The organism is Flavobacterium sp., assembly GCF_046155325.1.
Classification (GTDB): domain Bacteria; phylum Bacteroidota; class Bacteroidia; order Flavobacteriales; family Flavobacteriaceae; genus Flavobacterium.
Map to the genome: position 1 here is coordinate 1 of NZ_JBJXDQ010000029.1, position 8,158 is coordinate 8,158.

3 protein-coding genes and 1 pseudogene are annotated in these 8,158 nt (G+C 36.4%); all 4 read left to right on the top strand.

All coding sequences use genetic code 11. The features are described 5' to 3' along the window. Positions 1 to 322 precede the first annotated feature (322 nt). Positions 323 to 2,842, top strand: a complete 2,520-nt coding sequence (locus ACKVOD_RS02240; protein WP_409207855.1) for a glycoside hydrolase family 3 C-terminal domain-containing protein — start codon at positions 323 to 325, stop codon at positions 2,840 to 2,842. 204 nt (positions 2,843 to 3,046) lie between these two features. Next, a complete protein-coding gene (locus ACKVOD_RS02245; RefSeq protein ID WP_409207856.1) occupies positions 3,047 to 4,654 on the top strand; it encodes a sulfatase in 1,608 nt (535 codons plus the stop codon). Positions 4,655 to 5,411: 757 nt separating this feature from the next. After that, positions 5,412 to 5,681 carry a hypothetical protein gene (locus tag ACKVOD_RS02250; RefSeq protein ID WP_409207857.1) on the top strand — a complete coding sequence of 90 codons (270 nt, stop codon included), beginning with the start codon at positions 5,412 to 5,414 and terminating at the stop codon, positions 5,679 to 5,681. Between the two features lie 27 nt (positions 5,682 to 5,708). Further along, positions 5,709 to 8,158, top strand: a pseudogene (locus ACKVOD_RS02255) (beta strand repeat-containing protein); the annotation flags it as partial.

The window sequence follows — 8,158 nt, forward strand, 5'->3', positions numbered from 1 at the left end:
CTTTTATAAATAATACTGAAATTGATGCTCCCTTTATAACTCACGCACAAATAATGGCTGGTGGTGAATTAAGGCTCGAATTGTCGGAACTTCCAAACAAAGAATGGGGGAAAAATGCTAAAATTCCGAATTAGAAATTGAAGTAAGTAATGTGATTAAAATAATGTCGTATTTTTTTTTTTCAATACAAGCTCTGTCGTTAGTTAGGGTTTGCCATTATAAGATAGGACAACATCTATTTCCTTTTACTTAGTTAAATCATCTGAAAATATAAAATTTTATGCTGAAACGAAACTTAATATTTGTCACTACATTTTTCTTAATGGCAAATTGCTTTGCTCAAAGTGAACTGCCTTTTCGAAATGTTAAACTTTCTAACGAAGAAAGAATAAATGATTTGCTTGGGAGGTTAACTATCGAAGAAAAAATTTCGTTACTGATTACCACAAGCAAAGGCATTGACCGCTTGGGTGTGGAGAAATATTACCACGGAAATGAAGCATTACATGGTGTGGTTCGTCCTGGCAGATTTACCGTTTTTCCGCAGGCTATAGCACTCGCAGCTACTTGGAATCCAAAACTAATTAAGGATGTAGCCACAGTCATTTCTGATGAAGCCAGGGCAAAATGGAATTTTTATAATCAAGGCAAAGAACAAAAAAGTTATTTCAGCGATGTATTAACATTTTGGTCGCCTACTGTAAATATGGCTCGAGATCCAAGATGGGGGAGAACGCCAGAAACCTATGGCGAAGACCCGCTTCTCACCAGTAGAATGGGCGTGGCATTTGTACAAGGTCTGCAAGGAGAAGACAAAAAATACCTAAAAGTTGTGGCTACACTAAAACATTTTGCAGCTAATAATGAAGATTCTAACCGATTTTGGTGTAATGCAATTGTGTCAGAAAGAGCCTTAAGGGAGTACTACTTTAAAGGATTTGAGGCAGGTGTTAAAGAAGGAAAGGCACAGTCGATTATGAGTTCTTACAACGCCATTAACGGGGTGCCTTCTACTGCAAATAAATGGTTGCTAAATGATGTTTTACGCAAGGAATGGGGATTTAATGGCTATGTTGTTTGCGATTGTGGCGCCATTAACAGTTTAATTTGGGGGCATCATTTTGTTGACAGTAAAGTTACAGCAGCAAAAGCTGCAATCGAAGCAGGAGTTGATCTTGAGTGCGGAGACGATGTTTACAAAAATCATCTTTTGACTGCTTATAAAGAAGGACTGGTGAGAGAATCAGCTATCAATCAGGCTGCTTTTAGGGTGCTTGATTCCCGTTTTAAATTAGGGATTTTTGACCCTATTGACAACAATCCATATACAAAAATAGCAGTAGATGTAATCGGAAGCAGTAAACATCAATCTATTGCTTTGGAGGCTGCCCGAGAATCGATTGTTCTGCTAAAAAACACAAATAATTTTTTGCCGCTGAATAAGAATGTGAAGAAGAAAATTGCTGTACTTGGTCCAAACGCATCCAATATAGTTTTTGGAGATTATAGCGGCAAAGCAGTGATTAAACCAGTGTCTGTATTAGATGGTATAAAAGCCAAAGCTGGAAAGAATATTGAAATTAAGCATGTTAACTGGAAAAGCACTTCCAAAGAATTTGTACTGATTGAACCTGAATTTCTAAGTAATGATAAATCTGCTGAAGAAGGCTTGTACGCAGAATATTTTGATAACATGGAACTTAAAGGAACACCGAAAACGAGAACTGACAAGATGGTAAATTATGAAGCAGTGAGCCAACCTCCAGACCCTGTTATTTCAGATGCACCAATGTCAATCAGGTGGACTGGTTACATTATTCCTGCTCTATCAGGAACCTACAAAATAAAAATTACTTCATCAGATGGAAACAGGTTTTGGTTAGATAATAAATTAGTTGTAGATCAATGGCTTGATAGACCCGAAAAATCTGATTTGGTAGAATGCAAAATGGAAGCAGGTAAAAAGTATGCGGTGAAATTGGAGTATTTTGTAAACCGAGACGATGAAATCTGTCAATTGTTTTGGGAAACTCCTACTGTTGAAAATAATGATAAGTATGCAGAAGATTTAAAAGCAGCCAGAGAAAGTGACTATGTAATTGCAGTATTGGGTATTAATAAATTAACAGAAAGAGAGGGAATAGATAGGAAAACAATAGATCTGCCATTAGATCAAACAAATTATTTAAAAGAAATCTATAAAGAAAATAAAAATGTAATTGTGGTACTTATCGCGGGAAGTTCGATGGCTATTAATTGGATTGACGAAAATATTCCTGCAATAGTAGAAGGCTGGTATCCAGGTGAAAGTGGCGGTACAGCAATAGCTGATGTGTTATTTGGGGATTACAACCCCGGTGGAAGACTTCCATTTACTTTTTATAAATCTACAGACGATTTACCTGCATTTGATGATTATGATATATACAAGGGACGAACCTATATGTATTTTGGTGGAAAGCCGCTTTATCCGTTTGGTTATGGATTAAGTTTTACTAATTTTAAATACAGTAGACTATCAATCTCAAACGGTGGTGAGAAAATAGTGATTACTGCCGATATTAAAAATACAGGAAAATTAAATGGTGACGAAGTAGTTCAACTCTATTGTACCGATGTAAAATCATCAGTCAAAAGACCCATTAAACAATTGGTTGATTTTACGCGAATCTCATTAAAGGCGGGCGAGACAAAAAGGATTTCACTTACCGTTACCAAAGACCAATTAAAATATTGGGATGTAACAACCAACCGCTTCGTTTTTGAGTCAGGTGAATTTGCATTTACATTGGGCAGCTCATCCCAAAATGAAAGGTTTAAAAAAGTGATCGAGATAAAATAGAGTATGGTAATTAATCTCTTTAGGTTTAATTCCTCGAAGCTCTGCTTTGAATTTTTACCGCAAATTCACAAATTATAAATAAAAATTCACGACCCGAGACCGAAGGTCGAATAGACGAAGTAATTTGTGGTGAATACCACTGGGGCTCTGCCCGAGGTAGTTTAACAAACAAAAAACATAAAAACAATTAATTAGATTAAATCCATGAATTCAAAAAATTATTTCTATTTATTAGTTACAGTCTTTATTTTTTCATTGATAAGTTGTAATAAGGCATTTATACCTACAAGTGAAACACCAAAAAAGAAACCAAATATCTTGTTTATCATGACGGACGATCACGCATTGGCCGCCATTAGTGCTTACCAAGGTTTTTTGGCCAAAGTGGCTCCAACTCCAAATATAGATCGTATCGGTAGGGAAGGGGTACGTTTTAATAATATGTTGTGTACCAATTCCATTTGTGGTCCCTCAAGAGCTTCCATTATCACAGGAAAATACAGTCACGTAAATGGTTTTTTTAAGAATGAAGGTGGGGGTGATTTTGATAGTTCACAACAAACTTTTCCTAAGTTACTTCAAAGTGCAGGGTATGAAACAGCCGTAATTGGTAAATGGCATTTAGGAACCGCTCCAACTGGTTTTGATTATTATAAAGTATTATTTAATAAGGAAGGTCAGGGTACTTATTTTGATCCCGTTTTTGAAACTACAGGAAATAAAATTATTGAAGAAAAAGGAAAACATTCTACAGCGGTAATTAAAGAAGATGCTATTAACTGGTTAAAAAACAGGAGAAAAAAGGATAGTCCATTTATGCTCATGTATCAGTTTAAAGCGCCGCATCGCCCTTGGGAGCCCGGACCTGGTTATGAAAAGTATCTAGAGGATGTTACCATTCCGTATCCAACTACTTTTAATGATGATTATAAAGGAAGAGAAGCTGCAAAAGAAGCATGGATGCGAATTGACGGGCACATGAACAGAAAGGATGTTAAGATTAAACCTCCTAAAGGGCTATCAGAAGAAGAACTTAATGTGTGGAATAGTTTTGGTAATAATGACGGGGAATTTTGGACGCCAGATGCTACCATGACAGACACCCAAAGAAAAGAGTGGAAATACCAGCATTATATAAAGGATTATTTACGTGTTGTAAAAGGAGTAGATGATGCTGTTGGCGATATGCTAAAGTATTTAGATGAAAGTGGTTTAGCCGAAAACACTATAGTGGTGTACACTTCGGACCAAGGTTTTTATTTAGGAGAACATGGTTGGTTTGATAAAAGGTTTATGTATGAAGAATCCTTGCACATGCCGCTTTTAGTGCGTTATCCTAACCATATTGCTGCAGGTACGGTGAGCAATGAGTTGCTTTTAAATATAGATTTCGCCCCCACTTTGTTAAGTTTAGCAGGTATTGAAACTCCCAAAGACATACAAGGGAAGAGTTTTGTGCCAGTACTAGAAAACAAAAAAGCTAAACCTCTTAGAGATGCCGTTTATTATCACTATTACGAATATCCGTATTGGCACCATGTACAACCTCATTACGGAATAAGAACGGAACGTTATAAGTTAATACATTATTACTATGACAAGGATAACTGGGAGTTGTTCGATTTAAAAAAAGACCCTTTTGAAGTAAATAATGTGTACAACAATTCAGCAAACGCAGCATTGATTTCAAATCTTAAAACAAGATTGGAAGAATTGAAAAAAGAATACAAAATGGATTTGTCAGATGAAGCCCTTAAAAAAATGACAAAACTTAGCATAGATAGACGCTATAGAGTAGAACCGGCAAATTAATTTTTTTGAAAAACCAATTACTTTATGGAGAGCATCTTTACCTAAATATGAAAAAATAGATGACGTAGGATGCAGTATAAAGTTATTTCAAAATTTTAGCCGATAAACCAAAAAAAATATTTCAATTTAATGGAATATTTTGTTTAAAAATGGGGTTTTCCATATAAATCCGAAAAATGATGAAAAAGCCCAAAAACCTGCAAAATTAGTAAAGAATAGACTGCAACAGACTGCTAAATTAATAAAAAAACAGCCTTTTTTTTAATTTATTAATTTATTTTTTCATTAATAATTCATTATTAATGAATTATTAATGAATTATTAATGTTCGCTAGCTTTATTTGTCAAAAAATAAATCTTAAAAAACGTAGTTATAAACTAACTTAAAAAGAGGAATTCATCAGTGTGGATCGATTGCTGATTTTGCATTTTACGGATAACCTCAAGCTCAATTTAAAAAATAATGTCTTGTAGGACGCTGTGTGAAAAATTAAACCTCTAAAGCAAAATTCACAAAGACGTAAACCATTAAGGAAAATTAAGGGGAGTTGTTCGAAAGTTTAAAAGTTGTAAAGTCAATACAACCTATTTGTATTTTATCGAGGTCACCCCGAGTCAAAACCAAAGTGTCTCACTAAAAAGAATTATTAAAAAACGCTGTTTAAAAAAAACAGTCGAAAATAAATTTTAGGTACACCCTAAGCAAAAAAATTGGGAAGAGTTTCCGATACTATTAACCAAAAAAACCAAATAATTTATGAAAAAGAATTTCTATTCTTACAAAAAACCAAAATGGGTATTAACGACCCTACTCACGTTATTTTGTTGCCTCTTTGCCAATATGGCAATGGCGCAAGACTCCTTTAACTGGAACGGAAGTTTCTTTAAAAACTGCGCTACTGCAGGCAACTGGACAAAAACAGGAATTGCTGGTATCGATACTTTACCTGGGCAAACCTCAGGACAACAATTAGATCTTAATGAACTCTCAAGGGTCACTAATTTTTATTTGTATAATAAATTTTAAACTAAATATAATTAAAAAAAATCGATTATGAAAAAAAATATTTTCTATACTTTATGCCTTCTATTTTTAGTGGGCAATTTGTATTCTCAACAGACGATCTGGGTTGCTTCAGCCGCTTCAGGAACTGGTGATGGTTCAAGTCAAGCTAATGCTTTTGGTAGTTTTACTACAGCTTTCGTTCAAATAAATTCAGCAGGCGATATTTTAAGGGTTGTGGGAAATGTTCCTGCTTCAGGTCAATCTTTAAATAAAAATTTCGCGTACACCATAGAGGGTGATGCAGGAGGATCAACTTTAACGGGTACTGCTGGTGCTGTAAGAATGTTTACTAATAATACTGTTAGTACGGCAAGTCAAAATGTAACTTTTAAAAACATCAAATTTACCGGGGCGACTGGTTCAACAGGAACAGGTGGAGGAGTATTGTTAAGCAATCAAGCTAATACTATAAATTTTGAAAATTGTAGGTTTGAAGGAAATAGCTTGGTATCAACTGTCACGACAGGTGGTGGTGCTCTTTTTATTAGTAGTACTACTGTAACTATTACCGATTGCCTTTTTAAAGAAAATACTGCCCTATCAAAAGGTGGTGCTATTGGTATCGGTGCTGGTACTAATGTTACACTAACTAGGTGTACTTTTTATAAAAATAGTACAACAAGTGCTACTGCTAATATTAATGCTGCTGCTTTGTGGGTCGCTGGTGGTGTTGTTAATGCGAACAATTGCACCTTTTTTCAAAATACTACAGGAAGTACAAACCAAGATTATGGAGTAATTAGAACAGATGCTGGAACAACAAATGTATCTAATTCCTTATTTTATGATAATAAATTGAATACTAATGTTGCTGCCGCAGGTGACTGGGGTTCTTTGGCTAGTATAAATTCAACTCTGACTAAATCACTTGCTCAAAAGATTAGTGCTAATGTGACTAATACCAATTCAACTGTAAATACTACTGGAGTTGTCTCGTCTGGCTTAGCTTATGACGATACTAGTGGGAAAGTTAAATTTAAGGTTGCACCTTCTGGAGATGCTACTCCTATAGCTTTTGGATCTGATGGTAAGGATGTTGGTGCTTGGAATTGTGGTACTCGTGTAGCTCCAACTTTTACGCAAGTGGCTGCCATTTGTTCTGGAGCAACTTTATCGGCTTTGCCATTAACCTCTAACAATGGAATTACTGGAACTTGGTCTCCAGCTTTGAATAATACGGCAACTACCGAGTACACCTTTACACCAGCTGTAGGTCAGTGTGCTTCTTCAACAGCTACAATGACCATTACGGTAAATCCAAATGTAACACCAACTTTTGCGCAAGTGGATGCCATTTGTTCAGGAGCAAGTTTATCGGCTTTGCCAACAACCTCTACAAATACAACTGGTATTACAGGAACTTGGTCGCCAGCATTAAATAATACGGCAACTACCGAGTACACCTTTACACCAACTGCAGGTCAGTGTGCTACAACAGCTACAATGACCATTACAGTTAATCCATTAACAACAACTGGAAGTGAAACAGTAGCAGAACCAACTGGTTCTTATACTTGGGCACTCAATAGCCAAACGTATACTGCTACTGGAACCTACACTTATGTTACTGGCTGTAATACCGCCACCTTGAATCTTACTACTAATGTGTCCTCTAGTGAACCAACAATTACTAGTTTGACTAGTAATGGAACAACTGCTATCACAGAAGGTTGTGCAGGGACTACTTTAGTTATTACAGGAACTAACTTCGTAGGAGTTACAACAGTAACCATTAATGGTGTTGCTGTTTCCAGCTCCAGCTATGTCGTTAATAGTGCAACTCAAATAACGGCTACTCTTCCTGCTGGGCCAATTGCCTCTGGAGCAGTAGTAGTTACGACTACTTTGGGAGGAGCTTCAACAACTGGGGGGAATTTTGCGGTAAATGCAGCTGTAATTCCAACTTTTACGCAAGTGGCTGCCATTTGTTCAGGAGGAAGTTTATCGGCTTTGCCAACAACGTCTAACAATAGTTTTACAGGAACTTGGTCGCCAGCATTAAATAATGCGGCAACTACCGAGTACACCTTTACACCAACTGCAGGTCAGTGTGCTACAACAGCTGTAATGACCATTGTGGTAAATTCACCTGTAACACCAACTTTTACTCAAGTGGCTACCATTTGTGCAGGAGTAAGTTTATCGGCTTTGCCAACAACGTCTAACAATAGTTTTACAGGAACTTGGTCTCCAGCATTAAATAATGCGGCTACTACCGTGTACACCTTTACACCAGACGCAGGTCAGTGTGCTTCAACAGCTACAATGACCATTACAGTAAATACTGCTTGTACTAAAACCTTTACCTGGAACGGAAGTGCTTCTACTGATTGGGCAACTGCTGCTAACTGGACAACAACAGGTGATGGTCCAGATACTTTTCCTGGTCAATCCAAATCAACAGATATTGTTGTAATCAGCAATGGTGGTACTCCTGT

Bases quoted from the DNA above. Each gene is read 5' to 3' on its own strand.
- ACKVOD_RS02240 (WP_409207855.1), top strand. From the start codon at position 323: ATGGCAAATTGCTTTGCTCAAAGTGAACTGCCTTTTCGAAATGTTAAA.
- ACKVOD_RS02245 (WP_409207856.1), top strand. From the start codon at position 3,047: ATGAATTCAAAAAATTATTTCTATTTATTAGTTACAGTCTTTATTTTT.
- ACKVOD_RS02250 (WP_409207857.1), top strand. From the start codon at position 5,412: ATGAAAAAGAATTTCTATTCTTACAAAAAACCAAAATGGGTATTAACG.